Source organism: Ruegeria sp. R8_1 (assembly GCF_017743815.1).
GTDB lineage: Bacteria > Pseudomonadota > Alphaproteobacteria > Rhodobacterales > Rhodobacteraceae > Ruegeria > Ruegeria lacuscaerulensis_A.
Window position 1 is genome coordinate 212,820 of the sequence record NZ_JAGHRL010000002.1, and the last position, 26,088, is coordinate 238,907.

A 26,088-nucleotide genomic window follows, 5' to 3' on the forward strand; every position below is an offset into this window, starting at 1 on the left:
AGAGTTGCGCGAAGGATGGCTTTTCCTCGGCGCATCAGTCAAATTCAAACAAGTGAAGAAAAGTTCAGTAAAATTGAAGTATGGCAATCAAAATTGAAACTTTGCGCTGTTTTTGCACTGTTGTCCAAACCGGCAATCTGACTGAGGCCGCAGCTCGGCTCGGGCGGACGCAATCCGCCGTTTCTATGACACTGAAGCAGTTCGAGGACCATCTGGGCCGCAAGTTGTTCGAGGGTGAGCGTAAGAACCGCTTGTCTCCTCTTGGGGCGCAAGTGTTTGAACTGGCTTTAAAGCAGGTGCGCCAATTCGATCAGAGCGTGCAGGACATAGAAGCGGCTGCCAACGCTGAACAAGGCCTGTTGCGCATAGCATCGGTGCCATCGGTCGCAGCGCTGGTGTTTCCGCGTGTTCTGAGGCACCTGATACAACGCTTTCCCGGGGCGAAGGTTGATCTGCGGGACACTGATACACAGCAGGTCCTGGATGCATTGGTCGAAGGGAAGGCGGATATCGGAATTGCCTCGGGGCATCACGCGCTGAACGGTTTTCATACCAAGCCCTTGTTACAAGACCGGTTCGGGCTGGTCTGTGCTGCCGATCACCCGCTGATCCGGCAGGTTGAACCCCCGTGTATTGCCGATCTGGGGACCGTGCCGTTCATTCGAAACAGCCTGTGCGACCTGATCACGTCGCCGCGGTTTCATGAGGCGATTGATCAGGCTGACATCACGATCCGCAACACACATTCTTTGATCACGATGGTCAGGACGGGCAATTGGGCGACGGTTCTGCCTCAAACGGTGGCAGAGTTCATTCCCGAAGCCACCGCCTTTCGCGAGATAAAAGACCTGCCGGATCAAAGGCAGGTCTTTTTGTACGTCAAAGAGCGGTCACGCTTTCCCGAACTGACCGAGGCCGCAGAGCACCTCATTCTCGCATATGATGCTTAGGGCTTCTATTTTTTGACGTCGCCCGCAAACCGCGCGGCGTTTTCTTTGGCAAAGGCCGACGCATCGGCGCTTGCGTCCCAGAATTGGGGGTTTGCCTTGGGAATGGTCAACGCTTTCTGAACGGCGGGCCGGGCGTCGATGCGTTCGAACCAGGCGTTCAGATGAGGTAGATCGTCCACCTTGACCCGTGCCCAGACATAGGCCCGCGCCCAAGGGTAAAGCATCATATCCGCGATGGTGTATTCATCTGCGGCGATCCAGTCGCGCCCTTCAAGCCGTGTGTTCATAACCTCTAGCAGGCGGCGGCTTTCATCGACGTAACGGCGGATCGAGAACGGTTCGTCGTGCCCATTGGGGGCGGCGATATGTTGGAAATACATCGCCTGTCCCATCATGGGTCCGATATGACCGACCTGAAAGAAAACCCATTGCATGACTTCGGATCGTTTGATCGGGTCTTCCGGCAGGAACTTTCCGTATTTTTCGGCCAGGTACCACAGGATCGCGCCGCTTTCGAATATGGCGCGCCCCTCGGACCGGTCATAGATCGTCGGTATTTTACCGTTGGGATTCAGCGCCAGATAATCTGGCGCTTTTTGTTCTTGTTTGGAAAAGTCGATATGGGTGAGGTCGTAAGGAATTCCGGCCTCTTCCAGAAAAATGACCGGCTTATAACCGTTCATCGTTCCTGCGGTGTACAGGTGAATATCAGGCTGCGACATTGTCTGCCTCGGCGAATGTAGAATTCAGATGTGTCTGGAACCGGGCAAAATCTGCCTCGATCGTCGGGTTCTTCATAACATCAAACGCGGCAAAAGTCGGCAGAGGTTTCATCGCCATGAATTTCGCCGTTAGGTGCAGCGGTTTCAGCAGGTCATCTACGCTATCGCCGGCAAAGAAGGGCTCGGTCGGGTTGTCGAACGCTTCGACCGGGGCGTTGAACGTGACTGACAGCATATAGCTTTTATCGTGCAACACGCCGCCCATACCGTAGTTGGATTTAGGGGCGTCACTGGTGCGCCCATCGCCATGTGCAAACCGTCCATCCATGGCCGAGGTATAGACCTCGTCCATGTATTTCTTGAAGACCCACGGCACGCCCATCCAGTTCACCGGGAATTGCATGATGACTGTGTCCGCCCACAAGTGGTTCGCGACTTCTGTGTCGACATCATAGCCTTCGGCGACCGTAGTCACCCGGACATCGTGGCCCAGCGTGCGCAACTGGGTGCTGGCTTGTTCGGTCAGGCTGGCGTTCAGAGCACCGGGGGCCGCTTCATAAGGCTGTGTGCCGTTGAGGATCAGGATATTGCTCATGTCTATGCCCTTTTTCAATCTTGGGAATGTCGTGTCGAAGCAGTTGGGGCTGGCGGAGATAAAAAGCAACCAGTATACTTTTAGTAACCTTCTTTTTCATAAGGGATATGACATGCGTGCAAAGGTCAGTCAGGATAATCGGGGGCGAAAACAAGTGGCAGAAGCCTGCCTCGAACCTTGCTCGGTCGAGCGCGGGATGCGGATCATCGGCGGTAAGTGGACGGGTTCGATCCTTTGGCACCTGAAAGACGGGCCCGTGCGTTTCAATGACTTGTCCCGCATGATCGCAGGTGCCAGCAAAAAGATGATAACCGAGCGTTTGCGTCAGCTTGAGGCACAAGGTTTAGTAAGGCGGCACGTGCTACAGACATCGCCCGTTTCGGTCGAATACTCTGTCACCGAGCTGGGCCGCAGCGCGCTGGGCATTCTGGACGATTTGAGCAAGTGGAGCGAGACTTTGCCTGCGGCCGTCGTTTCAGACATTGGTTAAAAGTTCGGAAATTTTCGAAACTAATATACGATGATATCAAATACATGTATTTGTCCTCCGTAGGGCTTGAAGGGTGTTGCGTCACCATGCTTCACTTTTCTGGCCAATCCGGCGCGTCGAGCCGCTGGCCAAAAAATCCGGGGAGTTAGACCTTCCCGAGACTGTTTGTAAGGTGCGGGACCGGCATTTGCCGAAAGAACAGCATCGCGAACGCCCAACATGGAGATATCAGATGAAGAAACTCACCACACTTATGGGAAGTGCAGCAGCTCTTGCCGCAGGTCCCGCGCTTGCCGCAGATATCGTGATCGGTGTGCCAAACTGGGCATCGGTGAACGCCACGGCGCATATCCTTGAAGTTGTGATCGAAGAAAACCTGGGCTTGGACGTAGAGCTTCAGAACGGCACCAACCCGATCGTGTTCGAGGCGATGGATTCTGGCGCGATGCATGTCCACCCCGAGGTTTGGATGCCGAACCAGCAGAACCTGCACGACACCTATGTCAAAGATAACGGCACCGTGGTTATGAACGAAAACCCGGTTCAGGCCGAGCAGGGCATGTGTGTGCCCACGGCGACAGCTGAAAAATATGACATCAAGTCCATCGACGATCTGAGTGATCCGGACAAGATGGCCATCTTTGACACCGACGGCAACGGAACGCCCGAGGTTTGGATCGGTGCGCCGGGCTGGGCCTCGACCGTGGTCGAAAAAATCCGGGCCAAGTCCTATGGCTATGACCAGATTTTCGATCTGACCGAGTACGAAGAAACCATCGCCTATGCGAATCTGGCCAACGCCGCCAAGGCTGGCGACCCGTGGATCGGCTTCTGCTACAGCCCGCACTATATCTTTGTGACGCAGGACCTGACCGTTCTGGAAGAGCCCGCCCATGATCCGGCGACCTGGACCATCGTGCAGCCCACAGATGATCCGGACTGGCTGGATAAATCCGAGGCGTCCTCGGCCTGGAACGGCGCCACGCTGCACCTGCACTACGCCAAGGAGCTGGAAGACGCCTACCCCGAGGTGGCCGCTCTGTTCCGCAACTACCAGATGCAGGGTGACGACCTGAGCGCGATGGGCAAGGCGCTTGCCGTCGACAACATGGAAGCAGCTGATTTCGCCCGCGATTGGGTGGCCAACAACGAAGACACTGTTCTGAACTGGCTGACCAACTAAGACGCATTCCCAGGGGGCCGTCGCGACCAGTTCGCGGCGGCCCTTTGCATATAGATCGGGGAAAACCCCGCATATGAGGGGCAAATGGACGAACCTGTCGTAAAACTTGAAAATGTCTGGAAAATCTTTGGTGCCCGCGCCGAAGAGGCCATGGCGGCTGTCCGCAGCGAGGGTATTGGAAAACCCGAGGTGCTTGAACGCTTTAACTGTGTCGTAGGTGTGCAGGGCGCAACCTTTGAGGTGCCGCGTGGCGAAATTTTCTGCATCATGGGCCTGTCAGGGTCCGGCAAATCAACTCTGGTTCGGCATGTGAACCGCCTGATCGAACCGACTGCGGGTAAGATCGAGATCATGGGGCAGGATGTCTCGAAAATCTCGGAATCCGAATTGCGTCGCATTCGCGCTCAGCAGATCGGGATGGTGTTTCAGCATATGGCGCTGATGCCGCACCGGTCGGTCCGCGATAACGTGGCTTACCCGCTAGAAATTCGGAAGGTGTCGAAATCCAAGCGCTGGGCGGTGTCCGACCACGCGCTGGGTCTGGTAGACCTGACAGGCTACGAGGATCGCTTGCCCAAAGAACTGTCGGGCGGAATGCAGCAACGTGTTGGCATCGCCCGCGCGCTGGCCTCTGACCCCGAGATTTTGTTGATGGATGAGCCGTTCTCGGCCCTCGATCCATTGATCCGCTTGCAGTTGCAGGATCAGTTCAAGGCGCTGGTGGCGCAACTGAAAAAGACCACGCTGTTTATCACGCATGACTTGGACGAAGCCATCCGCATCGGCCATCGCATCGCCATCATGAAGGACGGTGTGATCGTGCAAATTGGCACGCCGGAAGATATCGTGATGAACCCCGCCGACGATTACGTGCGCGAATTTGTGCAGGGGATTTCCAAATTGAAACTGGTCAAGGCCCATTCGATCATGGAGCCGCTGGCCAGCTATTCCGGCCCGACCGAGGGCGCGCCGCGTGCCGATGAAGGCGCTGATCTGGACCAGTTGATTGATCTGGCCGTTAACACTGAACTGCCGGTGATCATTACGGATGGTGGCAGCGACGTGGGTGTCGTGACCAAGCCGCGTCTGCTGCGCGGTATTCAGGGGGGCAAAAATGACTGACGCAACCACCGAACTGAAAGTCACCGCCGCCTCGGATATCGAGGTGGATCGCGACGCACTTGACCGCTCGATCCACGAATTTGCGGGTCCGAACGGGGATTACTACGTCAACGCCTTTCACAAGATCCATGATGCGACCAGCGCGGTTCCGAACACGTTCAACAAATGGGCGGCAGCGCTGGGTCCGTTCTGGTCCGCTTCGCGCGCTATTTGGGGGATGTTCTGGACTTTCCTGATCCTTGAAATCATAGCGTGGGTGCAAATCGGACGCGGGGCTTGGGGCAATCCCGGTGCCGACATGGCCGAACGTGCGGAACGCCAGCAGGCCCGCGCGAACGAGCTGCTGGAACGCGCCGCTTCTGCGACCGAGCAGGGGGATATAGACCGGTTCACCAAATTGGCCGAGAATATACAGAGGGCAGCAGACAGCAGTTTTGAAAAAGCCGCGGCCGCCCAGTCGGAATCGCTGGGGATCATGTTGACCGGCTTGGTGATGTTGCTGGTGTTCAAGCTTGTGCAGGGGCTTTACGCGGACCGCATCTATGAAAAACAGTATTCGCGCTGGCGGATTGATCCCGACAGCACCGAAAGCGGGCGTTCTACGCGCAACACGGTGCTGGGCGCCGTTCTGGTGGCCGCAATCGGGCCTCTGATCGTCTATAAATTCACCGTCAACGCTTCGCTCGCGATGTTGGATGCGTTCCCGGAGAAAGAGGTCTCGGCCCTGTTTCTGGGCGAAGATGGCGGCACGCTGTTCTCAAGCCTCGCCAGCTGGATGGAGGCCAAGATCGACGCCGCAGCCCTTGCGGGCGGGGACGTGTTCGACGGGATCGTCGCCGGGGTGCGCTCGGTCCTGGATGCGTTGACGATTGCATTGATCGGATCGCCTTGGCCGGTCGTGATGCTGGTGATCTGCGTCACCGCGTGGCGTGCGGCGGGGCCGCGTGTGGCGATTTTCACCGCTGCCTCTTTGGCTTACATCGCACTTCTGGGTTACTGGGATGTGGCGATGGAGACGGTGGCCTTGGTCGGTGCAGCCGTGTTGCTTTGCGTAGTGATAGGCATTCCGCTGGGCATTTGGTTCGGCAAATCGGCACGGGCTTACCGTGCGGCGGAACCGGTGCTGGACCTGATGCAGACGCTGCCGGCCTTCGTCTATTTGATCCCGATCATCGCCTTCTTTGGCACCGGCAACCCGCCGGGCATTCTGGCCACGATTATCTTTGGGATGCCCCCGGTGATCCGCCTGACGGCGCTGGGAATGCGGGGCGTGCCCGATAGCATCAAAGAGGCTGCGGTCGCCTTTGGCGCCTCGAAATGGCAGTTGCTGAAGGATGTGGAGATCCCGCTGGCCTTGCCCTCGATTATGACCGGGGTGAACCAGACCATCCTGATGTGTCTGTCCATGGTAGTGATCATCTCGCTGATTGGCGGCGGCGGTCTGGGCAAGGAAATCCTTGAGGCGCTGCAATATGCGGCCAAGGGTCCGGGTCTGTTGGGCGGCTTTGCCATCCTGTTCTGCGCCATGGTCATCGACCGGATCGTGCAGGGGGCCTTCCGGCGAGAAGACGAGAAAATCTAAACACAAAACGCTCCCGCCAGCCGGGGGCGTTTTTTCTTGAAGGGGGTGCAGATGACCGACCGCTATGAACAGTCGATGATGGATAACCTGTATTGGTGGGGCGTGCCGACCCTGTTCCGCTGTCCCAATACCGGCCCCGAGGGGCAGGACATCGCGCTTGTCGGCGTCCCGCATTCCACCGGCAACGGCACGACCGAGCGGGATCAGCATCTTGGTCCGCGCGCGCTGCGCCATGTCTCGGCTGTGCAGCGACGGGTGCATTCGGTGTTCGAGATCGATCCGTGGAACAGCGCCAAGATCGCTGATGTGGGTGACGTGCCCTTTCCGCGCGCCAATGACAACGAGGATTGCATCGAGCGTATCACGGCCTTTTACAAAGACATTGACGCTGCAGGGGCGCGGCCCGTGTCGGTGGGCGGAGATCACTCGATCACCGGCGGCATCGTGCAGGCCTTGGGACGTGGTCAACTGGCCGGCGGAGAGCCGATCAGCTTTCTGCATCTGGATGCCCACACGGATGTGTTCACCAAGGTCGACCACTTTCTGGGGGCCAAGAAATCCGCTGCCCATTGGGGCGCGTATCTGGCCGATCAGGGGCAGGTCGACCCGACGCGTTCAATGCAGATCGGTCTGCGGGGCCACCCGCGCAGTCTGGACTGGCTGCAGCCGTCTTATGACTATGGTTACAACATCGTCACCATGCGCGAGTTCCGTCAACGCGGGCTGGAGGACGTGGTGGCGCAGACGCGTGAAGTGCTGGGCGACAGGCCGGTCTATATCACCTTCGACCTGGACTGCCTGGACCCCACTGTCGCGCCTGCGGTGTCCAATCTGGAGCCCGGCGAGAAGGGGTTCGACATTGACGAGGCCGTGGGGATTTTACGCGCCGCACGCGGGCTGAATATCGTGGGCGGGGACGTGGTTTGCATGATGCCCACCAAGGACAGCCCCAACAACATCACCGCCCTGACCGCAGCAGCGGTGATGTTCGAGATGATCTCTATGATCGCCGAAAACGTCCGTTAGCGGCGCGCCTCAACGGCCTGCGCCAACACGCAGAGCAGTTCGAACATCAGCGAAATCCCCAGCCACGCGGTGCCGCCCGAGGCATCGAAGGGGGGTGAGACCTCGACCAGATCGGCCCCCACCAAGTTCACTCCGGCCATCTGGCGGATCACCTGCTGGGCCTGAAAACTGTTCGGGCCGCCGATTTCGGGCGTGCCGGTGCCGGGGGCAAAGGTCGGGTCCACAAAGTCGATATCATAGGTGCAATAGGTCGGCGCGTCGCCGACGATGCTGCGCACCTCGGCCATGACATCGCCGATGCCCCGGTCGAACAGTTCCTCGATGCGAATGATGCGGATGCCCTGCGCCTCGCCCCACTCGATATCCTCGGTGTTATAGGCGGTGCCGCGAATGCCCACCTGAACAAAGCGTTTGGGATCGACCAGCCCTTCTTCGACCGCGCGGCGGAACGGGGTGCCGTGGGTGAACTTGTGCCCGCCGAAATAGCTGTCGAACAGGTCGGTATGGCTGTCGAACTGGATCAGTCCCAGCGGGCCGGATTTGGCCAGCGCGCGCAGGACGGGCAGGGTGGTCAGGTGATCCCCTCCGGCGGTCAGGGGGGTGATGCCGCGCGCGTTCAGGTCAGTGTAGAACGAGGTCACGCGGTTCAGCGTGTCTTCGATATCCACAGGGTTCGGGGCCACGTCGCCCAGATCGGCGCAGTTCATCATCGCAAAGGGCGCAACCTCGGTCACCGGGTTCATCGCGCGGATCATGGTCGAGTAATCCCGCAACTGGCGCGGCCCGTGGCGCGCGCCGGGGCGGTTCGTGGTGCCCCCGTCCCAGGGGATGCCGACCAGCCCGATATCAACCTCGGCGATCCGCGCGTGATCCAGCGTCATGCCGGGCAGGCGCATGAAGGTCGGCACGCCGGCAAATCGCGCAAGTTCCATGGCCGAGACGGGCTGAAAGAAGGGATCGGTCATCGGGGCCTCATTCGTAGCAAGTCCCGCCGAGCCTAGCCGCCGAGGGTGGATAGGGGAAGGTCAATCAAGGATATGAAAACGGGCGCGGATTTCCGCATCCTGTTCGGGGGTCAGATATTGAGGGCGGTGCGTTGCCAGCACCTCTTTCGCGTGGGCGCGGGCGGTGGCCCATGCGTCGCTGGCACCGTCCTCTGCCCATGTGCGGGGCTCGGACCGGTCGGCGAGTTCGGGGTAATAATAATCCCGCTCCATCGCGTCATAGGTATGGGCGCTGCCCAGGAAATGCCCGTCGCCCAGAACTGATTGGCAGATCGCCTCGAACCCAAGGTTTTCCTCGGTCACTTCGATCCCGCGCAGGGCACGGTAGGTGTGGGCGTGCATCTCATTGTCCAGCATAAAGCCCTCGAAACTGGCCCCCAGCAGCGATGCGGTCATGCCCGAGCTTTCATAGATCAGGTTCCCGCCCGCCAGCGCCGCTGCCATCGAGGTGATGCCCTTTTCCGCCCCGTATTGCGCGTCAATCGCCTTGGCATCCGTCATCGAGGCCGCCACACCCGACGGCAGACCCAACCAGTTGGAAATCTGCGCCGAGGCCGCGTTCAGGATCGCGGTTTCACCACTACCGCCCGCAAAAGACCCGGTGCGCAGGTCCACGATGAAGGGCCAGTTGGAAAACACCATGGGAAAGCCCGGTTTGATCGTGTTGACCATGACGAGGCTGGCCAAAGTCTCGGCCAGTGATTGCGCCAGAAACCCGGCCAGCGTGGCGGGGGCCGTGGCGCCCGCTTGCGCTGCGGTGATACAGGACATGGGGATGTTATGGGCGATGCATTCATAGACCACATCCACCGCATCCTCGCCATAGCGCAAGGGCGAGATGACCGGGCTGATATGGGCCTTCAGGAACGGGCGCGCGGCGAATGCGCCGGGGCCACCGGCCGCGATGTCCAGCATCTCGACGATGGGCGCGACATGTTCGGCCAGCGTAAAGGACGTGGCAATCGGTTTGGTGGTGTTGCGGATCAGCGCATAGGCGGTGTTCACGTCCAGATCGAAGTTGTCCGGCACATCGGTCGCCACGCAGCAGCGGGTGAACCAACTGACATTGGGCAGCGTGTCCTGTAGCCGAGTGAAATCATGCAGATCGGTCAGGGTTGAGGGGCGGTAGAGCCCCGTTTCAATATCCAGCGTCTGAACCGCCGCGCCGCCAGTGCCGAAATACACCCGGTCTCCGCCCACCTCGATCGACCTCGAGGGATCGCGGCCGTGAAAGGTGAATTGTTTGGGGGCGGATTGAATGGCCTGTTCGACCATGGCGCGCTGGAACAGCAACCGGCCCTCAGGTCCGGGGTGTGCGCCAGCAGCCCGCAGGTCTCCCGCCAGCCGATCCGGCACCTCGCCCATCCCCAGCGTTTCCAGCAGGCGCAGGGCGGTGTCATAAATCTGCGCGATTTCGGGCTCAGTAAGAGGCTTGAACGCGCCGCCGATCTGGCCGGGCGGGCAGGGGTCAATCACGGGTGCGGCCGCGCGCTGCGCGTGCCGGGCGCGTCTGCCGCTTCGTTTGCTGCCCGTGCTCATCCGGTTCCTTTCCCGTTGCTTTTCCCGAAACCTAAGCGCCACATTGCGCCCCACGCAAAGGCGAAGTGCAATTTGCAGAATCCGCAATCGCGGTTTCGATTTTTCAATACAAGCGCTAGGCAGCTTGTCGTGCGCGCGCATTGTTCCGCAAAACTTGGTCGAAACAAAAACAGGAGCCGCGCCCATGAAATCTCGCACCAAGGTCGTTGTCATCGGAGGCGGGATTGCGGGCTGCTCGACCCTCTATCACCTGACGCAGGAGGGGTGGAGCGATGTGGTTCTGGTCGAGCGGAACGAGCTGACTTCGGGCACCACATGGCATTCGGCGGCACAGGTGACGAATTTCGGGATGAACCAGACGATGGTCGGGCTGAAATCGCATTCGATCCGTCTGTATAAGGAACTGGCCGACGACCCGGACTATCCGATCAACTACCACCATGGCGACGGCGGCATCCGGCTGGCCAATACCGAGGCGCAAATGCAGGGCTACCGCCATTTCGCCTCTATGGCGCGCGGGATGGACGTGCAGTTCGAGGTGATAGATGCCGAGGAATGCGCGCGCCGTCACCCGCTGATCTCGACCGAGAACCTGATCGGCGGGCTTTGGGATCCGATGGATGGTGATATCGACCCCGCGCAGCTGTGTCAGGCGCTGGCGCGCCGGGCGCGTAAAGCAGGGGCCGAGGTCTATCGCAACACGCCGGTCATTGGGCTGAAACAACACGCCGATGATACATGGACCGTGCAGACCGAAAAGGGCGATATCGACTGCGATATTGTCGTCAACGCGGGTGGCTATCGCGTGAATGAGGTGGGCGCGATGATGGGGGTACATCACCCCGTCGCCTCGATGGAGCATCAGTATTTCCTGACCGAAGAGATCCCCGCCATTCGGGATGCAGGCCACAGGATGCCTCTGCTGCGGTGTCCGATCAGCGACTATTACTGCCGGCAGGAAAAGAACGGGTTGCTGCTGGGGTTCTATGAACAGGACTGCAAGACATGGGGCATGGACGGGATCGACCCGAACTTTGTCAACGCGCTGTGTCCTGACGATCTGGACCGCGTGACGGATGTGCTGGAGGGCGCATTTGCCCGGATGCCCGCGCTGATGGAGGTGGGCGTGCATACGGTGGTAAACGGCCCGATCACCTATACGATCGACGGTGCGCCTCTGGTCGGGCCGATCCCGGGCAAGCGCAATGCGTTTTGCATCATCGGCCTGCGCGCGGGGCTGGGTGAGGGCGGCGGTCACGGCTGGCTGCTGGCGCAGCAGATCGTGCATGGCGAGGCGTGTTATGACACATGGTGCCTCGATCCGCGTCGGTTCACGGGGCATGCGAATGTGGAGCTGACAGCGCTGAAAGCCATCGAGGACTACCAGAACGAGTTCCGCTTTCACTTCCCGCATGAACACCGCCCTGCCGGGCGGCCCGCCAAGACAACGCCTCTGACCCCGGTTCTGGCGGCGGAGGGGGCCGAGTTTACCGTCGTGAACGGGTGGGAAAGGGTAGACTACATCAAACCATCGCCCGATTTTGCGCCCACTCACAGTTTCGATTTTGACGAAACCTTCGATCTGGTGGCCGCCGAGGTTGCCAATGTCCAGACCAATGTGGGGCTGGCCGAGGTGAACGGTTTCAACCGGATTGAGATCACCGGCGCGGACCGTCACGCTTTTCTCGACCGGATGTTCTGCGGCTCTGTGACAAAGCGCGACGGGCGCGTGGGGCTGGGCTATCTGCTGAACCACCATGGTATGGTCAAGGGTGAGGCGACCGTGGCCAATCTTCCCGCCAGCGACCGGGGGCCAGCGCGTGTCTGGTACGGCTCGGCAGCAGCCAGCGAGTTCCACGACATGGACTGGCTGACCCGCCATTTGCGGAGCGACGAGGACGTCCAGCTGCGCAGCCTGACCAACGACCAGACGATCCTGATTTTGGCGGGCCCAAAAGCACGCGACGTTCTAGGCGCTTGCGCACGTGGCGATTGGTCGGCTGAGGCGTTCCCATGGCTTAGTGTGCGAGAGTGTTTCATCGGCATCGCCCCGGCGACCGTGATGGGTGTCAGCTTCTCGGGTGAGCTGGCCTATGAAATCCACGTTCCCAATGCCTCGCTTTATGCAGCTTATCTGGCATTGCGGCAGGGCGGCGAAGCACATGGACTCAAGCTGTTCGGCGCGCGCGCGGTCGAGTCAATGCGCATGGAAAAGAGCTTTCTGCATTGGAAGGCCGATCTGATCACCGAGTTCGACCCGTTCGAAACCGGGCTGGATCGGTTCGTCAGGCTGGACAAGGGCGATTTCATCGGACGCGATGCCCTGCTCCAGCGACAGGCCGCGGGTGCTCGTCGGAAATTGGTTGTGCTGCAGGTTCACACGGATCAAGGCCCGGCGCATCCCGGCGCTTCGCTGATGCGGGGAAATGAGGTCATCGGAACGATCACTTCGGGTGAATGGGGGCATCGGATTGGACTGAACCTTGCCCATGCTTTTGTTGATCCCGGGCTGGCAGACGTCGGGTCGGAAATGGAGTTGGACCGATGCGGTGAGCGTGTGTCCGCGGTTGTGATTGCACCGTCGCCTTACGATCCGGATTTCGGTCGGATCAAATCCTGAACGCGATACAAGCTCAACTTCCGGATTGCTCTGGGGATCATTCTCTGGTTCGATAGTTTCGAAGTAATCGAAACTGTAGGTGGTCCTCGTGTCCAAATCCCTAAGCTTGCGCTGGCTGGAAGTCTTTCAGTTGATCGCCAAATCCGGGTCGATTCAGCAAGTTGCGTCGGAAACCGGTTTGTCGATCAGTACTGTGTCAAATCACTTGCGCAGTCTTGAAAAGGCATTGGGTATCGAACTGGTTGATCACAGTCGACGTCCGATGGGTCTAACCCCGGCTGGTGAGGTCTTTTCGCGTTATGTGCGCGACGGGCTTACCACGTTGAAACGAGGTGAGGCTGAAATCCGCACGGGAAACTGGCGGCACGCTACAGATTTACGGTTGGCACTGATCGACGATTTCGACAATCAGATCGCACCAGATCTGTTCCGGTTTCTGGCGCAGGCCCTGCCGCGTTGCAACTTCCGCCATTTCACCCGGCCCAGCCATGAGATCATCGCGAAGCTACAGGAACACAAACTGGATGCGGGGGTTGCCACGCGCCCGTCCGAGCGGACGGAAGGTTTGATCGAATACCCTCTGATGCGGGATCCGTTCATCGTTATCCTGCCCGCTGGTTTTGAGGGAACGGCGAGCGATTTGTTCACGCCAGATGCGCAATTGCCTCTTTTACGCTATTCGCGGGACTACATGATCGGCAAGCAGATCGAAATCCAACTGGCGCGAAGCAAGTACAACTTGCCCAACCGTTTCGAGTTGGAGTGCAACCAGTCCATCATCGGTCTGGTCGCAGAAGGGGCAGGGTGGGCGATTACGACCGCCGCGTGTTTCCACCGCGCCCAAAGGTTCCACGATAGCGTGAAGGCAATGCCGTTCCCGGGGCGTAACTTTGTTCGCACGGTGTCGCTGTTCACAACCGAAGTTTACCCTGAAACCACATCGGCGCTGATCCAAAAGGCCATGGGAAAACTCATTCGTCAGCATTTCACCGATCCGATGTGTGCCACCCACAGTTGGCTCAAGGATGATTTCCGTACAATGGAGGCCGAGGCCGCTTAACCTTGGGGTGGCGGTCCAAGTGATCCGCCGGATACTATACTGGTCGCCAGTTGCTCGCCTTGTCCGGGGCTTTGCGTTTCAACCATCTCAACCAGTTGTAGCGCCGCTTTGCGCCCCATTTCACGATGTGGCACATGCACTGTCGTCAATGCCGGAGAGACGATCCGGGCCAGTTCGATATCGTCGAACCCGGTGATGGATACATCCTGAGGGACACGCAGGCCCATGTCTTGTGCGCGCCGCACAGCCCCCACGGCTAGAACGTCATTGCCGCACAGGATTGCGGTCGGTGGGATAGGTTGTGCCATAAGTTCAGCAAACGCAGCGCCACCGTTTTCGATTTCGTAAGGCGTTTCGACTATCGTGAAACCGTCTGGGTTTAGACCGCGCGCGTTGGCGGCGTCTTGAACGCCCTCAATTCTCAGCCGGGCGCGATCATTGCCTTCGCTGATCCCCGAAATCATCCCGATTCTGGTGTGACCCGCCGCAATCACGCGCGCTGCAAGGTTGCGCATTGCCTTGCGGTTATCGAAACCAATAGACGGTGCCAGTGCATTGGGCCGGTAAGACCACGCGATCAGCGTCGGAATTCTGCGGCTTTCCAAAAACTTATAAATCTCTGGGTCACGGTCATGACCGATCAACAATAGGCCATCCGCACCCCGCGCAGCCAGTTTTCGGATTTGTTCTTCTTCAATATCAGGTTTGTAGGCGGAACTGGACACAAGCAGCGTGTAACCGCGCAGATGCAACTCCTCCTGGAATGCCTGCAGGCCCCTTGCAAAAATAGCATTCTCCATGGTTGGAATGATCGCCCCGATGGTGAAACTGCGCTTGGCCGCCATAACCCGGGCGGCGAAGTTGGGCGTATAGCCCAAAGCGTCAACGGCGGCCCGAACCCGCTCGCGGGTTGTGGCGACGACGCGATCGGGATTGTTCAGGCATCGTGACACTGTCGCGGTCGAAACTCCGGCCATTTTGGCGACATCATCCAGCGTCGGGGCTGAGCGCGGTTTCGACATTTCCAAATCCGTAATTCACCTTTGCCAATGAGTGTACCTCTATGGAGGTGATATGGAAAGCAGATATGTAAGCGCTTGCATTTTAGATGTAAGCGCTTACAAGTGAAGTTGAGCCGAATCCACCATGGGACCCGGAATATGTTTCTGTTTGCCTCTATCATCGTGTTCGTCATCTATTTCGCGAATGTTGCGATGGGCGCGTTTGCGAGCGGCGCATTCCTGGGAGACGTGGGCGAGATGTTGGTTCTATTCGCGGCGTCGATCCTGTTCGTTGTCGCAATTCTGAAAAAGGAGGCTGACCGCAACGCAGAACGCGACAGCTGACTTTTTTGCTTGGGAGGGCAATCAATGAACAAGGACAAACTGGAACTGGCGTCGGCCGAGCGCCGCAACTTCCTCAAACTCAGTGCCACGGGCGCATTCACTGCTGCGCTGGTCGCTGGGGCCGGTGGGGTGTTGTGGTCGACCGAAGCTGCGGCTCAGACTGCCAAGGAGGAAAGCGAGCGCGAAAAGGCAGCCGACCACGTGATGACCATCGCCACAGCCTATGTGCTGGGCGCATCGCGCAGCTATCCAATCATGCAACTAGACCTGAAGGAAAACATCCAGAACGCCACAAACGGCAAAGTTTATGTCAAGCTGGCCCCCGGCGGGCAGTTGGGTGCGGGTGGATCGCTGGTGCAGAAGGTTCAGGGTGGTACAATTCAGGCCGCACAGCACTCGCTGTCGAACTTTGCACCGTTTGCCTCGACCGTTGACCTGATCAACATGCCGTATCTGTGCGGCTCGAACCAGAAATTCACCAATCTCGTGACCTCGGACACCTGGAAGAACGAGGTGCATCCCAAGGTCGAGGCCGCCGGCTTCAAGGCGCTGTTCTACGTTGTGATCGACCCGCGCGTGGTTGCGGTGCGTCAGGGTGGCAATGCAATCATCACGCCGGGCGACATGAGCGGGGTGAAGTTCCGCGTTCCGGGCTCGAAAATGCTGCAGCAATATTACCGTATGGCGGGCGCAAACCCGACGCCGGTTGCTTGGGGTGAGACCCCCTCGGCCATCAAGCAGGGCGTGGCGGATGCGCTGGACCCGTCAGTGGGCGCGCTTTTCGTGTTCGGCTTCAAGGATATTCTCAGCCATGTGACCTTCACGCAGGCGGTGCCGGACAGTCAGGTTTATTCCTGTAACCTGGAGTGGTTCAACTCGATGCCGCCTGACGTTCAGGAGGGCATCATGTGGGGTGCGGAAATGACCGCGCATCAGAATCTGGCCAAAGTGCCGTCGGCGCGCGCCTATGCCATGGCCGAGCTGAACAAGGCGGGGGTCGAGTTCCACTCGCTCAGTTCCGATCAACTGGCCGAATGGGAAAGCGTCGGCGGCTATCAGAACGCCGAATGGGACCCCTTCAAGACCGAGCTTGCCGGGTCGATGGACGCGTTCGAAAAGCTGGTCGAGGCCGCAGGCACGCAGGGCAAATATTACGTCCACGACGCATAACAGACAGGCGGCGGGCGCAGCGAGTGAGCCCGCGATCTTCCTTAGCAGCCGGACCTGAAACAGGCCCGCCAAAGAAGGCTATGGCCCGGTTGCTCTTTTGCCGAGGGAACAGATGACCCTACTTCAAAACATAGACCGCAACGCCGAGCGCTGGCTGCTGCTGGTGTTCTACGTGATGCTGGTCATCACCATGGCCATCGAGGTTCTTCGGCGTGAGATTTTCGCTTTCTCGTCGATCTGGGGCGAAGAGATCGTCCGCTATTCCTTCATCTACCTTGCGTGGATCGGTGCAGCAGCAGCCGTAAAGGAACGCGCCCATATCCGCATCGACGTGATCATGCACTACCTTGGGCCGCGTCCCAAGGCGCTGCTGTATATCTTTGGCGATCTGGTGATGTTCGGCGTGGCGGTCATCGCGCTCTACTGGTCGTACGAGGCGGTGCATGTTTCGGCCAAGTTCGGTTCGGTGACGGATGGGCTGCGGGTATCGAAGGTGTGGTTCCTGATGGCCGTGCCCACCGGTTTTGCGCTGATGATCTGGCGTCTGATCCAGTCACTGATGCGCGATTTGAAATGCCTGAGGGACGGCACGCCCGTCTTCGAAGGCGACAAGCTGTTTGACTGAGGGGACACGCAATGCTTTGGGGTTCTCTCAATCAAACTGTTGAACTTGGGTGGGATTTCTACCTGCCTGTGATCCTGTTCGTTGGTCTGATTGCCTTGGCTGTGCCCGTCTGGGCGGCCATCGGCACCGCCGCCATCGTGATGCTGGTCATGTCCGGCGACCTGCCGTTAAGCCTTGTGGGCGAAAGCCTGTTCACCGGCATCGACGCCTTTGCTCTGACCGCCGTACCGCTGTTCATCCTAACCGGGGACGTGTTGGTGCGAACCGGGTTGTCGCGAAAGTTTCTGGACGTGGCCGAGGCGCTGACCTGTTTTGCCAAGGGTGGCTTTGGCTCGGCCACCGTTCTGGTTTGCGGCATGTTCGCTGCCATCTCGGGCTCGGACGCGGCGGGTGCTGCTGCCGTGGGCCGAATGACCATCAACCGGCTGGTCGAAAGCGGCTATCCCCGACCGTATGCCTGCGCGCTGGTGGCCGCCGGGGCCTGTACCGGCATCCTGATCCCACCCTCGATCGCCTATATCATCATCGGTCTGGTTCTGGGCATATCCGCGTCCACGTTGTTTCTGGCCGCACTTATCCCAGGTCTGGCCATTCTGGTCTCGATCCTTGTGACCAACATCATCATGAACCGCCTTTATGCCTACGAGGGCGGCGGCATGATGACCATGGGCGAATGGCTGACCAATCTTGGCACGGCGCTGAAATCCGGCTGGTATGCGTTCATCGTGCCGGGGATCATCTTCTACGGCATCTTTTCGGGCCGCCTGACGCCCACCGAGGCCGGTGCGACTGCTGTTGTCGTCACCATCATCATGGGCTTTATCCTGCGCACGCTGACGCTGGCTGATTTCCCATCGATGCTGGTCAGCTCGGCCAAGGTAAACGGGGTGATCCTGCCGATCATCGCCTTTTCGGCACCGCTGGCCGAGGCGCTGGCGATCATGGGCGTGCCGCAGGGTTTTGTGACTGCCGTGACTTCGATGACCGATGATCCGTATCTTCTGATCCTGCTGATGATCGGTATCCTCATCGCGGCGGGGTGCGTGATGGAGACGACGCCGAATATCGTGATTCTCGCCCCGATCCTGAAACCGCTGGCGGACAATATCGGCATGAACGAGATTCAGTTCTGCATCATGATGATCACCGCATTGGGTGTGGGCTTTATCACCCCGCCGTTGGGTTTGAACCTGTTCGTCGTTTCCGGGATAACCGGAGAGTCAATTCTAAAAATTGCGGCGCGTGCCGTGCCCTTTGTTCTGACCATGCTGATCGTGGTAATCCTGATCGCCTATGTACCGGCGGTTTCGACCACCCTGCTTCCTGAAATCTACCAATAGGACCTGCTGACTATGCCCCGTGACTATTTGAAAAAGGCGACATTGACGGCGCAATCTCATGCCACTGAGGTGCATGATACGGTCAAGACAATCCTGGCCGATATCGAGGCGGGCGGGGATGCCAAAGCGATGGAGTACGCGGCCAAGTTCGACAAGTTCGACGGCAACGTACTGATGACGCAAGCCGAAATTGATGCGGCCATCGCATTGGTGCCCGAAAAGCTGAAGGCCGATATCCGCTTTGCCCATGACAATGTGCGCCGCTTCGCAGAGGCTCAGAAAGCGACCGTATCAGATGTCGAGGTCGAGATCGTGCCGGGCGTCATCGCCGGGCAAAAGGCAATCCCGGTGGACGCGGCGGGGTGTTATGTGCCGGGCGGGCGCTATAGCCATATCGCCAGCGCGATCATGACCGTGACCACGGCCAAAGTGGCGGGTTGTCGTCATATCACAGCCTGTTCGCCACCGCGCCCCGGTGAAGGCGTGGCGCCAGCCATTGTCTATGCCGCGCATATCTGTGGGGCAGACAGCATTCTGGCCATGGGCGGTGTGCAGGGTGTGGCGGCGATGACCTATGGCCTGTTCGGCCTGCCGCGCGCGAATATCCTTGTGGGTCCGGGCAATCAGTTCGTGGCCGAGGCCAAGCGTATCCTCTATGGCAAGGTCGGCATCGACATGATCGCGGGCCCCACAGACAGTCTAATCCTTGCCGACAGCAGCGCTGACGCGCATGTGGTCGCGACCGATTTGGTCAGTCAGGCCGAGCACGGATACAATTCACCCGTCTGGCTGGTGACGGATGATCGACCATTGGCCGAGAAAGTGATGCAACTGGTTCCTTCACTGATCGAAGACCTTCCGGAACTGAACCGGGAAAACGCCTCGGCCGCGTGGCGCGACTATGCCGAGGTGATCCTGTGCGCCGATCGCGAAGAAATGGCCGCCTGCTCCGACGCCTATGCGCCCGAACACCTGACTGTGCAGGCCGAGGATCTGGATTGGTGGCTGGATCGGTTGACCTGCTATGGCTCGCTGTTTTTGGGTGAGGAAACGACCGTGTCTTATGGCGACAAGGCTACTGGCACCAATCACGTCCTGCCGACGTCCGGCGCGGCCAGTTATACTGGCGGGTTGAGTGTCCACAAATACATGAAGATCGTCACGTGGCAACGCGCAACGCGCGAGGGATCCAAGCCCATCGCCATTGCGACCGCCCGCATTTCCCGGCTGGAAGGGATGGAGGGCCACGCCCGCGCGGCCGATGTGCGGTTGGCGAAGTATTTCCCCGATGAGCAATTCGACCTGTCCGCAGATGGATGACCCGCGCGCGTTGTTTGACCTGACCGGGCGGGTGGCTTGCGTCACCGGGGCAAGCTCGGGTCTGGGCCGACGGGCGGCGCAGGCGCTGGCCGCCGCTGGGGCACGGGTAGTGGGCGTCGCGCGCCGGGCCGAGGCGTTGGCAGGACTGAAAGCCGAACTTGGCGACAAGGGCGCGACTGTGACAGCGGATGTAGCCGACCGCGCGGGGCATGGAAGGCTGGTTGAACAGATCAGCTTGGCATTCGGCGCGCCTGACATCGTCATCCATGCTGCTGGGATCAACACCCGCGAGGTGGCGGATGAAGTCACGCCCGATGGTTGGGACGCGACGCTGGCGCTAAACCTGAGCGCGCCGTTTTTCCTAAGCCAGGCATTGGTACCCGCCATGAAGGCGAAAGGCTGGGGGCGCGTTGTCAACTTTGCTTCACTGCAGACCACGCGGGCTTTTCCAGGGGGGATTGCGTATGGTGCCTCAAAGGCCGGGATCGGGCAACTGACCCGTGCCATGGCCGAGGCATGGTCGCCATATGGCATCACCGCCAACGCCATCGGGCCGGGGTTCTTTCCGACCGAGCTGACTCAGGCCGTATTCAACGACCCCGACCGCGCCGCGCGCAACGCCGCGCAGACCTGTACCGGACGCAATGGGCGGATGGAGGATATAGACGGGCCGATCTTGTTCTTGTGTTCAGAAGCGTCCAGCTACGTCACCGGGCAGGTGCTCATGGTCGATGGGGGGTTTACCGCGAAATGAAAGCTCTGGTTTATGAAGGGGTTGAACACCTGGAATTCCGGGATGTTCCGGACACAGTTCCCGGACCAGAGGAACAGCTGATCCGTGTCGAAGCCGTGGGTATTTGCGGATCGGACATGCATGCCTATCTGGGACATGATGCCAGACGTCCTGCGCCATTGATCCTGGGGCACGAGGCGGCAGGCGTGATCGTTGGAGGACCACGCGACGGGGCGCGGGTTACGGTCAACCCTCTGGTCACGTGCGGCAATTGCGCGGTCTGCGAAGCGGAGCGGGAAAACCTGTGTCAAAACCGCCAGATCATTTCAATGCCGCCACGAGAGGGCGCATTTGCCCAATTTATCTCAATGCCCGAACGCAATTTGGTCGATGTGCCAGATGATATTCCTTTGTCGCGCGCGGCTTTGGCCGAGCCGTTGGCGGTTAGTTGGCATGCCGTGCGACTGGGGTTGGAAGCCTTGCATCCAGCGATGGAGCGTCGCGCTCTTGTTGTGGGCGGGGGGGCGATCGGACTGGCCGCAGCTTTGGCCCTGCAGGCGATGGGCGTGCAGGATGTCGTCATAGTTGAACCGAACGCGCTGCGACGGGCATATTTGCTGAATTTGCGGGCATTCGACGTAGTCTCTGAAACGTCAGAAACCTTCCCGCTAGTTATCGATGCAGTGGGGTTTGCGGCAACGCGCGCTACTGCGTCGGCGTTGACGCAACCTGGTGGGGTCATGGTCCATGTCGGACTTGGCGAAGGTGCCGGAGGTTTGGATATTCGCCGCATGACCTTGCAGGAGATCACATTTATCGGCACCTATACCTATACGGCTGAGGATTTTCGCCAAACGGCTGCAGCTATTTTCGATGGACGGCTGGGTGCTTTGGACTGGGTCGAGGAGCGGCCGATGTCAGAGGGGGGGCGGGCGTTTCGGGATCTGCGTCGGGGAATGGTCGCCGCGCCGAAAATCATCCTCGCACCGGAGCACTGACCGCGCCAGAAAGAGAGGTAATATGTATCGCAAAATTCTTGTACCCATGGCTTTGGACCACGGCATATCGCCACATACGCTGGAAGTCGCGCGGGCCTTGTCAGCGGAAGGCGCCGAGATAGTCGCGCTACACGTCTATGAAATGCCGCAGGGATCGGTCAGCGCATATCTCGACAAAGATATGGTCGCCGAAGGGTTTCGCTCCGCCCGTAATTTGTTGCGTGACAAGGTTTCGGGGCTGGACGGGGTCAAGTCCGAGATCATCAAAGGGCATACGGCCCGAACCATCATCGATTTCGCCAAGGATAACGACGTTGATTGCATCGTCATCGGTTCGCACAAGCCGGGCCTGAGTGACTATTTTTTGGGATCGACCGCGTCTCGGGTCGTTCGTCATGCTGGCTGCGCGGTCCACGTGCACCGCAGGCCATAACACTTCGAACTGCGCCTTGTGCGCCAAAACAGGACTGACTGACAGGATATGAACATAGACAAGAAGATCACGGACGATCTGGTGGCCAACGATATCTCGTTCGTCACTACCGTTCCTTGCAAACAGCTGGCCGGCGTTATTGCCGAGATCGACGAACGCGAGGGTATTTATCACATCCCTTCGAACAAAGAGGACGAAGGAATGGGCCTGTGCGCGGGTGCCTGGATGGGTGGCAAACGCCCCGCGATTATCATGCAGAACACGGCGATCGGAGTGACGATCAATACGCTGGCCACGCTGATCCAGTATTACAGAATGCCATTGCCCATGCTGATTTCGTACCGGGGTGAGCTGCGCGAACCGATCGCCTGTCAAGTCGAAATGGCCGTTCACACAAAGGCACTGCTGGCGCAGCTGAATATCCCGACCTATCACTTTCATCACAAGTCGGACGTAGAAGAGCTGGACGCGATCCTGAAATACACGTTCATGTGCAACAAGCCGGTCGCCATCCTGACCGACGCCAATTTTTGGGGAGGCTATGGCGACCAATGATCCGTTCTGAAATCCTGAAAGAAATCGCCCCGATTCTGCGTGATCAGCTCGTTGTCTGTAACATCGGTATACCCAGTCAGGAACTGCATGCCATCGATGACCAGCCCTCTAATTTCTACATGTTGGGGACGATGGGGTTGGCGTCGTCCATAGGTCTTGGCCTTGCGCTGTCACAACCCAAACCGGTCATCGTGATTGACGGGGATGGGTCGGTTCTGACCAATCTGGGTACGCTGCCAACTATCGCAAACAACGTGGCCGACAACTATATTCTGCTGATCGTTGATAACGGATCATATGGTTCTACCGGCGACCAGCCTACTTACGCAGGACAGAAAACCTCTCTTGCGAAAATGGCAGAAGCGGCCGGTTGCGACAGGGTGATCGAGTGTCAGGCCGAAGACACCGGTCGGGTTGTGCAAGAGGCGTTGGAGGCGCGAAAGATGACCATCATCGTTGCCAAATGCCAAAGCGGAAACGCTAAAATGCCGCCGATTACCATGGATCCAGTCGTCATCCGGGACCGGTTCATGAAGGCAGTGCAAGCCTGACTTTGCGGTTTTGATATGTGACCTTGCACGCGCGCCGCCCCGACCAATGGGGCGGCGCTTTTGCGTCGGTTGTGGCGAAAATTTCGCGACGTTTTGTGATCACGGTCAGTTGACATTAAGTATTGATACTGTAAACATGATGCAAAACATGGGGTATGTCCTCCTGGCAGGAACGGGTTGGACAAGCGGTATCCGGCGATGGGGAAACAGTGCCGGATGTGGTTTGCAAAACCTCAGAAAGGTGAAAAATGGTATCGGCTTACACAATCTCTGGCGTCAATCCTCGCGATGTCATGACGGCCTTTGCCCAATACGGTTTTCGCAAAACTTCGATGGAAGATATCGCCCGGGCGGTCGGGTTGTCGCGGCAGTCGATTTACAAGAAGTTCGGTTCAAAAGACGCGTGCTATTCGTGGTCATTGGTCACGTATATGCAGGCATTGTACCAAAACGTCTTTGGAATTCTGGATGAGGCGAAGGGCGACCCTATCGACGTTCTGGCCACGGTTTTAACCTCGGTGGTCGGAGACTCGGTCGAGCTGGCTAAAACACGACATGGGGCAGAGCTTTTAGAAGATGCCCTGAAGCTGTCGGCAGACCAGCCGGAAAACTGGCCCAAGGTCTACGTCGAAAACCTTGCCCGGTTCATGTCAGAAAATGGTTTGGCGGCAACGCCGGACAGGGCGCTCGATTTGGCGCATTTGCTGGTCACATCGACCCGAGGAGCCTTGGTTGTTTCGACTTCTCGTGACGAGTTTTCAGACGACATCCACCGCATTCTGCGGACTGTGTTCTCGGACACATAAGCAGAGCGCCGAGGCTCAGCTGCTGTTCGGAAATCGCCAATTGTGCAGCGCGTACGCTATGGCTGCATAACCAACAGCAAGCGCAAGCTGCAGCTTCACGATTGGTATGATCATTGAAAGCGACGCGCCCATTTGGTCGACGCGGATGATGGCGGACATAGCCGAAGTTGAGGGCACTGCCATCGCCAGCCAGCGAATTGGATCTGGCACACTTTCGATCGGCCATGAGACGCCGGTTATGAAGAACAGCGGCAATCCCTGCACGACGAGAAAGAAGATCATTCCCTCCCGGGTAGGGATCACCTGAACAAGCGCAAAACCCATTGCGGTCACGGCCATTAGAAACGGCACCGCAATGGCAAACAGCGTTATGGGGTGGCCGACCTGCGGCAGCCCATAAATCACTGGCAGCAGCAACTGTGTCACCGCGACCCAGAATGTATACACAAGAATGTAGGCGGTGGGTGTCGCCACCCTCGCTATGCCCGGTCTTGCCGGTTTGCCTGCGTGCATTATTCCTATTCCGATCAGCAGCGTTTGCTGGATTATCAGGACAAACGCGGCTGGAACTGCGAAACTGGCATATCCTCCGTTCGGGTTGAACTGAGGGACCGAAGTAATCACCACCGGAGAAACAAGAGCTGCAGCCGTGCCTGCGTCAACGCCCAGAGCGGTCAGACGGCTTACACGGATTTCGGCCCCAAGACTGTTCGCAGCAGATGACACAGCCGAGGAGATCGCTCCGTAAAGAAGGAAATAACTGCCGTCTCCGAAGGCTGCGATTGGGGATTGGCGCCCGTGCAAAAGATCTTGTTCGAAATTGGGCGGTATGATCAGGACACCATAGACCTTTCGCGCGTTGAACATCTCTTGCGCGGCTGGCAGTCCGTCGGTGTGTGCGACCACTGCGACCTGATCCGAATTGTCGACACGTCGGCGCAGTTCTCGACTGGCGGTTGATCCGTCCTGGTCAATTACGACGATAGGGACATCCCGAACCACTTCGCCTGTATAGGGTTGGGGGTAGAGAAACGCATAGATCAGGATCGAAACGACCATCGTCATGCGCGCACCCTTGTCGGCAAACAGCCTGAAGATCGAGTCCAAAACAGCGTCGAGAAAGCGTTTCATTATGCAGTGCTCGCCTGTTTAGCTGGCACTTGCGCCGAGCGGGCCACCAAAAACACCAGAACTGAACCGTAAAGCAGTATCTGCCCCAGCAACCATCCAAAGGCAGGCAGAGAAACTTCAATCGGCGCGCCGCGCAGTACCTGATCCGTGCGAAGTTGCAGATAGGCGGTCAGCGGCAGCAATCCACCCCAAATCCATGCAAAAGTGTTCATTGTTATGCGCGGAAAACTGATGCCGGCAAAGCCGAAGGCTGGGCCGGTCAGCACGCCGGTCAAGCCCAGCGCGCCCACGGTTTCTCCGGCGATCATCGCGAGCATCCCGCCCAGACACAGGCAAGCTAAAACAAAGCCGGCCGAGTAAGCTCCATGCAGCCAAATGTTTCCGCTGAACGGAGCATCAAATGCCCCAAAAATGATCACGTCTGCAAAGATAAGTGTCAGCAAATAGGCTAACCCGTAGGGTGCTAGTTTTCCCGCGATACCCGTGATCGACGAGCCGCCAATCCGAGTCAGCCGTGCCATGCCATTGGGGTGCTGTACGTCGCTGCCGATGGTCAGTGCAGCGCTGGCTGTTATGAAGATTTGCAATACAGTGGGCATAAGGGCGGCAAGCAGGAATTGGACATAGTCCAGAGCCGGATTGAACAGAGGACTGCGCTGAACCGGGATCGGTACGACCGCTTCAACTGCGGCCTCGGGGACAGCCCCGTTTGCGATCAGAGCCTGGGTTGCGACACCTGCCGAAAAGGTCCCCATTGCCTGCCTGCTAGCCCTTGAAACGATGCCTCCGACGGTCAGGAATTGGTTGTTATAGAAGGTAACCAGCTCGGGCCGGTTGCCTTGCAGCAAGTCGCGCCCCATGGACTGGGGTATGAAGATAACGGCGTACACCGCGCCCGAGACGAGAGCGTCCTGCGCCTCGGCCAGAGACGTCGCGCGGACAGTGACCGCAAGGTCCGCAGTGGCGTCGATCATGCGAACAGCCTGGCGCGACAAGGTTGTCCCATCCTGATCGACAACGGCTACGGGCAGGTTCGAAGGAAGCCCGGGCGCGAAGACCGCAGAAAGCAACAGCATCAGGATCAAAGGAAATGGCCCCAGCATAAATGCTAGGCGAGGTTGATGGGCAATCCGGCGCAGCTCTCGACGAAAGGTGCGCCGAAAACCGGCTGGTAGCGGACGCGACAT

Annotated in this window: 26 protein-coding genes; 19 read left to right on the plus strand and 7 right to left on the minus strand. The window is 58.8% G+C overall.

Annotated features, from left to right (window positions below; translation table 11 throughout):
* Positions 1–80: 80 nt before the first annotated feature.
* The gene (locus J7380_RS05180) at positions 81–950 is read left to right on the plus strand and encodes a LysR family transcriptional regulator (protein ID WP_209194791.1); all 870 of its coding nucleotides are present in this window, start codon (positions 81–83) and stop codon (positions 948–950) included.
* 5 nt (positions 951–955) lie between these two features.
* Here the strand turns inward: J7380_RS05180 and J7380_RS05185 are convergent, their stop codons facing one another.
* On the minus strand, positions 956–1,672 hold the full coding sequence (locus J7380_RS05185; RefSeq protein WP_209194792.1) for a glutathione binding-like protein: 717 nt from the start codon (positions 1,670–1,672) through the stop codon (positions 956–958).
* Complete coding sequence (locus J7380_RS05190) at positions 1,659–2,267, minus strand: NAD(P)H-dependent oxidoreductase (protein ID WP_209194793.1); 609 nt, start codon at positions 2,265–2,267, stop codon at positions 1,659–1,661. Before J7380_RS05190 ends, J7380_RS05185 begins: the two co-directional genes overlap by 14 nt.
* A 112-nt stretch (positions 2,268–2,379) precedes the next feature.
* On the opposite strand from J7380_RS05190, the gene J7380_RS05195 reads away from it, so the two are divergent.
* The 5 genes from J7380_RS05195 to J7380_RS05215 all read left to right on the plus strand — a co-directional run bounded on the left by J7380_RS05195 (position 2,380) and on the right by J7380_RS05215 (position 7,670).
* Positions 2,380–2,757, plus strand: coding sequence for a helix-turn-helix domain-containing protein (locus J7380_RS05195; protein ID WP_209194794.1), 378 nt, complete (start codon positions 2,380–2,382; stop codon positions 2,755–2,757).
* Between the two features lie 232 nt (positions 2,758–2,989).
* A complete protein-coding gene (locus J7380_RS05200; protein ID WP_209194795.1) occupies positions 2,990–3,940 on the plus strand; it encodes a glycine betaine ABC transporter substrate-binding protein in 951 nt (316 codons plus the stop codon).
* A gap of 84 nt (positions 3,941–4,024) precedes the next feature.
* Positions 4,025–5,062 carry a glycine betaine/L-proline ABC transporter ATP-binding protein gene (locus J7380_RS05205; RefSeq protein ID WP_170356140.1) on the plus strand — a complete coding sequence of 346 codons (1,038 nt, stop codon included), beginning with the start codon at positions 4,025–4,027 and terminating at the stop codon, positions 5,060–5,062.
* Entirely contained in the window at positions 5,055–6,644 is a 1,590-nt protein-coding gene (locus J7380_RS05210) for an ABC transporter permease subunit (protein WP_209194796.1), read from the plus strand. The genes J7380_RS05205 and J7380_RS05210 overlap by 8 nt, the downstream gene beginning before the upstream one ends.
* 51 nt (positions 6,645–6,695) lie before the next feature.
* Entirely contained in the window at positions 6,696–7,670 is a 975-nt protein-coding gene (locus tag J7380_RS05215; RefSeq protein ID WP_209194797.1) for an arginase family protein, read from the plus strand.
* On the opposite strand, the gene J7380_RS05220 is transcribed toward J7380_RS05215, so the two are convergent.
* The gene (locus J7380_RS05220) at positions 7,667–8,635 is read right to left on the minus strand and encodes an agmatinase (protein WP_209194798.1); all 969 of its coding nucleotides are present in this window, start codon (positions 8,633–8,635) and stop codon (positions 7,667–7,669) included. The two genes, J7380_RS05215 and J7380_RS05220, sit on opposite strands and share 4 nt — an antisense overlap.
* A gap of 60 nt (positions 8,636–8,695) precedes the next feature.
* Positions 8,696–10,213, minus strand: a complete 1,518-nt coding sequence (locus tag J7380_RS05225; protein WP_209194799.1) for a trimethylamine methyltransferase family protein — start codon at positions 10,211–10,213, stop codon at positions 8,696–8,698.
* Positions 10,214–10,397: 184 nt separating this feature from the next.
* Here J7380_RS05225 and J7380_RS05230 point away from each other — a divergent pair, with 184 nt between their 5' ends.
* A complete protein-coding gene (locus tag J7380_RS05230) occupies positions 10,398–12,833 on the plus strand; it encodes an FAD-dependent oxidoreductase (protein WP_209194800.1) in 2,436 nt (811 codons plus the stop codon).
* An 88-nt stretch (positions 12,834–12,921) separates the two neighbouring features.
* Complete coding sequence (locus J7380_RS05235) at positions 12,922–13,893, plus strand: LysR family transcriptional regulator (protein ID WP_209194801.1); 972 nt, start codon at positions 12,922–12,924, stop codon at positions 13,891–13,893.
* Here J7380_RS05235 and J7380_RS05240 read toward each other — a convergent pair.
* Positions 13,890–14,915, minus strand: coding sequence for a LacI family DNA-binding transcriptional regulator (locus J7380_RS05240; protein ID WP_209194802.1), 1,026 nt, complete (start codon positions 14,913–14,915; stop codon positions 13,890–13,892). The two genes, J7380_RS05235 and J7380_RS05240, sit on opposite strands and share 4 nt — an antisense overlap.
* A gap of 138 nt (positions 14,916–15,053) precedes the next feature.
* Between J7380_RS05240 and J7380_RS05245 the strand changes: the two genes are divergently transcribed.
* The 11 genes from J7380_RS05245 (at position 15,054) to J7380_RS05295 (ending at position 23,770) form a co-directional block, all read left to right on the plus strand.
* Positions 15,054–15,239, plus strand: a complete 186-nt coding sequence (locus J7380_RS05245; RefSeq protein WP_170356148.1) for a hypothetical protein — start codon at positions 15,054–15,056, stop codon at positions 15,237–15,239.
* Positions 15,240–15,263: 24 nt separating this feature from the next.
* A complete protein-coding gene (locus tag J7380_RS05250; protein WP_170356149.1) occupies positions 15,264–16,409 on the plus strand; it encodes a TRAP transporter substrate-binding protein in 1,146 nt (381 codons plus the stop codon).
* 112 nt (positions 16,410–16,521) lie between these two features.
* The gene (locus J7380_RS05255; protein ID WP_170755068.1) at positions 16,522–17,034 is read left to right on the plus strand and encodes a TRAP transporter small permease; all 513 of its coding nucleotides are present in this window, start codon (positions 16,522–16,524) and stop codon (positions 17,032–17,034) included.
* An 11-nt stretch (positions 17,035–17,045) separates the two neighbouring features.
* Positions 17,046–18,374 carry a TRAP transporter large permease gene (locus J7380_RS05260; protein ID WP_209194803.1) on the plus strand — a complete coding sequence of 443 codons (1,329 nt, stop codon included), beginning with the start codon at positions 17,046–17,048 and terminating at the stop codon, positions 18,372–18,374.
* A 12-nt stretch (positions 18,375–18,386) separates the two neighbouring features.
* Positions 18,387–19,694, plus strand: coding sequence for a histidinol dehydrogenase (hisD, locus tag J7380_RS05265; protein WP_209194804.1), 1,308 nt, complete (start codon positions 18,387–18,389; stop codon positions 19,692–19,694).
* Positions 19,687–20,448: an SDR family oxidoreductase gene (locus tag J7380_RS05270; protein ID WP_209195135.1), complete on the plus strand. Its 762-nt coding sequence runs from the start codon at positions 19,687–19,689 to the stop codon at positions 20,446–20,448. Before hisD ends, J7380_RS05270 begins: the two co-directional genes overlap by 8 nt.
* Complete coding sequence (locus J7380_RS05275) at positions 20,445–21,425, plus strand: alcohol dehydrogenase catalytic domain-containing protein (RefSeq protein WP_209194805.1); 981 nt, start codon at positions 20,445–20,447, stop codon at positions 21,423–21,425. The genes J7380_RS05270 and J7380_RS05275 overlap by 4 nt, the downstream gene beginning before the upstream one ends.
* Before the next feature lie 22 nt (positions 21,426–21,447).
* Complete coding sequence (locus J7380_RS05280; RefSeq protein ID WP_209194806.1) at positions 21,448–21,858, plus strand: universal stress protein; 411 nt, start codon at positions 21,448–21,450, stop codon at positions 21,856–21,858.
* A 48-nt stretch (positions 21,859–21,906) separates the two neighbouring features.
* Positions 21,907–22,413: a sulfopyruvate decarboxylase subunit alpha gene (gene comD / locus J7380_RS05285; RefSeq protein WP_170356155.1), complete on the plus strand. Its 507-nt coding sequence runs from the start codon at positions 21,907–21,909 to the stop codon at positions 22,411–22,413.
* On the plus strand, positions 22,410–22,964 hold the full coding sequence (gene comE / locus J7380_RS05290; protein ID WP_170356156.1) for a sulfopyruvate decarboxylase subunit beta: 555 nt from the start codon (positions 22,410–22,412) through the stop codon (positions 22,962–22,964). The genes comD and comE overlap by 4 nt, the downstream gene beginning before the upstream one ends.
* 248 nt (positions 22,965–23,212) lie before the next feature.
* Positions 23,213–23,770, plus strand: a complete 558-nt coding sequence (locus J7380_RS05295; protein ID WP_209194807.1) for a TetR/AcrR family transcriptional regulator — start codon at positions 23,213–23,215, stop codon at positions 23,768–23,770.
* A gap of 15 nt (positions 23,771–23,785) precedes the next feature.
* Here the strand turns inward: J7380_RS05295 and J7380_RS05300 are convergent, their stop codons facing one another.
* Together J7380_RS05300 and J7380_RS05305 are read right to left on the minus strand one after the other, a co-directional pair.
* Entirely contained in the window at positions 23,786–24,901 is a 1,116-nt protein-coding gene (locus J7380_RS05300; RefSeq protein ID WP_209194808.1) for an ABC transporter permease, read from the minus strand.
* Positions 24,901–26,088: an ABC transporter permease gene (locus tag J7380_RS05305; RefSeq protein WP_209194809.1), complete on the minus strand. Its 1,188-nt coding sequence runs from the start codon at positions 26,086–26,088 to the stop codon at positions 24,901–24,903. Before J7380_RS05305 ends, J7380_RS05300 begins: the two co-directional genes overlap by 1 nt.

Bases quoted from the DNA above. Each gene is read 5' to 3' on its own strand.
- J7380_RS05195 (WP_209194794.1), top strand. From the start codon at position 2,380: ATGCGTGCAAAGGTCAGTCAGGATAATCGGGGGCGAAAACAAGTGGCA.
- comE (WP_170356156.1), top strand. From the start codon at position 22,410: ATGATCCGTTCTGAAATCCTGAAAGAAATCGCCCCGATTCTGCGTGAT.
- J7380_RS05220 (WP_209194798.1), bottom strand. From the start codon at position 8,635: ATGACCGATCCCTTCTTTCAGCCCGTCTCGGCCATGGAACTTGCGCGA.
- J7380_RS05280 (WP_209194806.1), top strand. From the start codon at position 21,448: ATGTATCGCAAAATTCTTGTACCCATGGCTTTGGACCACGGCATATCG.
- J7380_RS05180 (WP_209194791.1), top strand. From the start codon at position 81: ATGGCAATCAAAATTGAAACTTTGCGCTGTTTTTGCACTGTTGTCCAA.
- J7380_RS05210 (WP_209194796.1), top strand. From the start codon at position 5,055: ATGACTGACGCAACCACCGAACTGAAAGTCACCGCCGCCTCGGATATC.
- J7380_RS05300 (WP_209194808.1), bottom strand. From the start codon at position 24,901: ATGAAACGCTTTCTCGACGCTGTTTTGGACTCGATCTTCAGGCTGTTT.
- J7380_RS05205 (WP_170356140.1), top strand. From the start codon at position 4,025: ATGGACGAACCTGTCGTAAAACTTGAAAATGTCTGGAAAATCTTTGGT.
- J7380_RS05295 (WP_209194807.1), top strand. From the start codon at position 23,213: ATGGTATCGGCTTACACAATCTCTGGCGTCAATCCTCGCGATGTCATG.
- J7380_RS05240 (WP_209194802.1), bottom strand. From the start codon at position 14,915: ATGTCGAAACCGCGCTCAGCCCCGACGCTGGATGATGTCGCCAAAATG.
- J7380_RS05305 (WP_209194809.1), bottom strand. From the start codon at position 26,088: ATGTCGCGTCCGCTACCAGCCGGTTTTCGGCGCACCTTTCGTCGAGAG.
- J7380_RS05225 (WP_209194799.1), bottom strand. From the start codon at position 10,213: ATGAGCACGGGCAGCAAACGAAGCGGCAGACGCGCCCGGCACGCGCAG.
- J7380_RS05250 (WP_170356149.1), top strand. From the start codon at position 15,264: ATGAACAAGGACAAACTGGAACTGGCGTCGGCCGAGCGCCGCAACTTC.
- J7380_RS05230 (WP_209194800.1), top strand. From the start codon at position 10,398: ATGAAATCTCGCACCAAGGTCGTTGTCATCGGAGGCGGGATTGCGGGC.
- J7380_RS05255 (WP_170755068.1), top strand. From the start codon at position 16,522: ATGACCCTACTTCAAAACATAGACCGCAACGCCGAGCGCTGGCTGCTG.
- J7380_RS05245 (WP_170356148.1), top strand. From the start codon at position 15,054: ATGTTTCTGTTTGCCTCTATCATCGTGTTCGTCATCTATTTCGCGAAT.
- J7380_RS05185 (WP_209194792.1), bottom strand. From the start codon at position 1,672: ATGTCGCAGCCTGATATTCACCTGTACACCGCAGGAACGATGAACGGT.
- J7380_RS05200 (WP_209194795.1), top strand. From the start codon at position 2,990: ATGAAGAAACTCACCACACTTATGGGAAGTGCAGCAGCTCTTGCCGCA.
- J7380_RS05270 (WP_209195135.1), top strand. From the start codon at position 19,687: ATGGATGACCCGCGCGCGTTGTTTGACCTGACCGGGCGGGTGGCTTGC.
- J7380_RS05190 (WP_209194793.1), bottom strand. From the start codon at position 2,267: ATGAGCAATATCCTGATCCTCAACGGCACACAGCCTTATGAAGCGGCC.
- hisD (WP_209194804.1), top strand. From the start codon at position 18,387: ATGCCCCGTGACTATTTGAAAAAGGCGACATTGACGGCGCAATCTCAT.
- J7380_RS05215 (WP_209194797.1), top strand. From the start codon at position 6,696: ATGACCGACCGCTATGAACAGTCGATGATGGATAACCTGTATTGGTGG.
- J7380_RS05260 (WP_209194803.1), top strand. From the start codon at position 17,046: ATGCTTTGGGGTTCTCTCAATCAAACTGTTGAACTTGGGTGGGATTTC.
- comD (WP_170356155.1), top strand. From the start codon at position 21,907: ATGAACATAGACAAGAAGATCACGGACGATCTGGTGGCCAACGATATC.
- J7380_RS05275 (WP_209194805.1), top strand. From the start codon at position 20,445: ATGAAAGCTCTGGTTTATGAAGGGGTTGAACACCTGGAATTCCGGGAT.